3 protein-coding genes are annotated in these 1,908 nt (G+C 65.5%); 2 read left to right on the top strand and 1 reads right to left on the bottom strand.

Going from position 1 to position 1,908, the window contains the following annotated elements; translation table 11 throughout:
* The first annotated feature begins 203 nt into the window (after nt 1-203).
* Entirely contained in the window at nt 204-593 is a 390-nt protein-coding gene (locus tag EOD07_RS32815) for a VOC family protein (RefSeq protein ID WP_127238192.1), read from the top strand.
* Here the strand turns inward: EOD07_RS32815 and EOD07_RS32810 are convergent.
* Entirely contained in the window at nt 590-1,294 is a 705-nt protein-coding gene (locus EOD07_RS32810) for a YafY family protein (RefSeq protein ID WP_127238191.1), read from the bottom strand. The genes EOD07_RS32815 and EOD07_RS32810 overlap by 4 nt on opposite strands.
* A 119-nt stretch (nt 1,295-1,413) precedes the next feature.
* Here EOD07_RS32810 and EOD07_RS32805 point away from each other — a divergent pair, with 119 nt between their 5' ends.
* Complete coding sequence (locus EOD07_RS32805; RefSeq protein ID WP_127238190.1) at nt 1,414-1,818, top strand: VOC family protein; 405 nt, start codon at nt 1,414-1,416, stop codon at nt 1,816-1,818.
* Nucleotides 1,819-1,908: the final 90 nt, after the last annotated feature.

Here is a 1,908-nt window from a genome sequence, read left to right as displayed (position 1 = left end):
CGCGCATGGCGCGCAGGAAGCGGCCAAGTTCCTTGCGCCTGTCCGTCTCGGCGGTCCGTTCCAGCATGGTCGTGCCTCGAAAGGGGTAGCGCCGCTACCAGCAGCGACGCTCATCTTGTACCACCTTGCTACCAGCATAGATGAGGTGGCGCATCACACAACCGTGCCGGGCCGAGACGCGGCGCCAGGCAAAGGAGTCCGTCATGAACGCGCTGAAAAATATCAGGAATATCGATTACACCGTCCTCTTCGCCCGCGACATGAAGAAGATGCGCCGCTTCTACGAGGACGTGATGGGCTTCGCGATTCATTCCAGCCTGGGCGAGGGCTGGACCGCCTACCAGGTCGGCTCGTGCCTCCTGGCGCTTACTGAGCGCGGCGTGATGTTCAATGACGCGCCGACGCCGGCGCGCGCTCTCTCCGTGCAACTCGCCTTCCGTGTGACGCCAGGCCAGGTCGACCAATGCGCCGACACGTTGCGCGATAAGGGCGTGGCGATCGAAAGCGAACCGGCCGACCAGCCCTGGGGGCACCGCACGCTGTTCTTTCGCGATCCCGACGGCAATGTGCTGGAGATCTACGCCGATATCTAGCCTTGCGGCAGTTGAATCCCCTGCGCCGCCATGTGCCGTTTCCAGCGGTTGCGCAGCTCTCCCGGCCGGCAGCCGATGCGCTCGTCGAGAAAGGTAGCGGCCGATATCCGGTCGGTGCGGAAATGGCGGAAATCCTGGCGCAGCTCGCACCAGGCGGCGATGAGCCGCACCGTTTCGGCATAGCCGATCATGGTCGGCCAGATGACGCGTTCGCTTTCGTCGCCCTGTTCGTTGCGGTAGCGGATCCGGATCTTGTGGCCCTTGCGGATCGAGGCCCGCGCCTTCGCGATATCGAGCCCATCCGGCAGGCTCGCGCGGCTGAGCGGCGCGCCGACGGTTGGATTGCTGACGAAGGGGCGCAGCCGCTCGGGCACGACGGTGGCGATCTTGGCGATCAGGTCGCGCGCCGCGCCGGCCAGCACGGCATCGCCCTTGTCGGCCACCCACTGCGCGCCGAGCACCGCCGCCTCCAGCTCGTCCGGCGTCAGCATCAGCGGCGGCATATCGTAGTCGCGGTCGAGCACATAGCCGAGCCCGGCTTCGCCCCGGATCGGCACGCGCTGTCCGACGAGGTCGGCGATGTCGCGATAGACCGAGCGGCGCGAGGTTTCGAGTTCTTCGGCGATCCGGCTGGCGGTGATCGGCCGGCTCGAGCGCCGCAGGATCTGGATGATCTGGAACAGTCGGTCGGCGCGGCGCAAGGCATGTCTCCTGTTGCCACTATGCTGGCAGCAGGGTCGGTCCACAAGTCGGGCAGGGCGCCTGAACGGGCGCGGCCGACGAAGAAAGTTTTCGCGGCGAGCCAACGGAGAAGACTTGGATGAATTTCGTTTCGACCCGCATCATCACCGCCGACGTCAAGCGGCTCGTCGCCTTCTACGAGACGGCGACGGACATCAAGCTCACGCTCTACACCGAGGATTTCGCCGAGCTCGTCACGGAAGCGGGCACGCTCGCCATCGGCAGCACCCGCACGCTTCGGCTCTTCGGCGGCGATAATGTCGCGAGCCCGGCCGAGAACCGCACCGCCATCATCGAGTTCCGCGTCTCCGATGTCGACGAAGAATACCGCAGGCTGGGCGGTCTCATTGACGGCGCGCTGGTGCAGGCGCCGACGACAATGCCCTGGGGCAACCGCTCGCTGCTGTTTCGCGATCCCGACGGCAATCTGGTGAATTTCTTCACGCCGGTGACGGCGGAGGCGATTGCGAAGTTTGAAAGGTGAGAGGCATGGCCATCAATCTCCGAGGCCGTGTTCTGTCGCGCCCCCCTCTGTCCTGCCGGACATCTCCCCCACAAGGGGGGAGATTAGCGG

This window comes from Mesorhizobium sp. M2C.T.Ca.TU.002.02.1.1, assembly GCF_003997225.1.
The sequence above is the reverse complement of the archived record's forward strand: the minus strand, read 5'-3'. Positions and strand labels throughout refer to the sequence as shown.

What these genes read in the sequence shown, in the direction of transcription:
- EOD07_RS32805 (WP_127238190.1), top strand. Translation starts at nt 1,414, where the DNA reads ATGAATTTCGTTTCGACCCGCATCATCACCGCCGACGTCAAGCGGCTC.
- EOD07_RS32815 (WP_127238192.1), top strand. Translation starts at nt 204, where the DNA reads ATGAACGCGCTGAAAAATATCAGGAATATCGATTACACCGTCCTCTTC.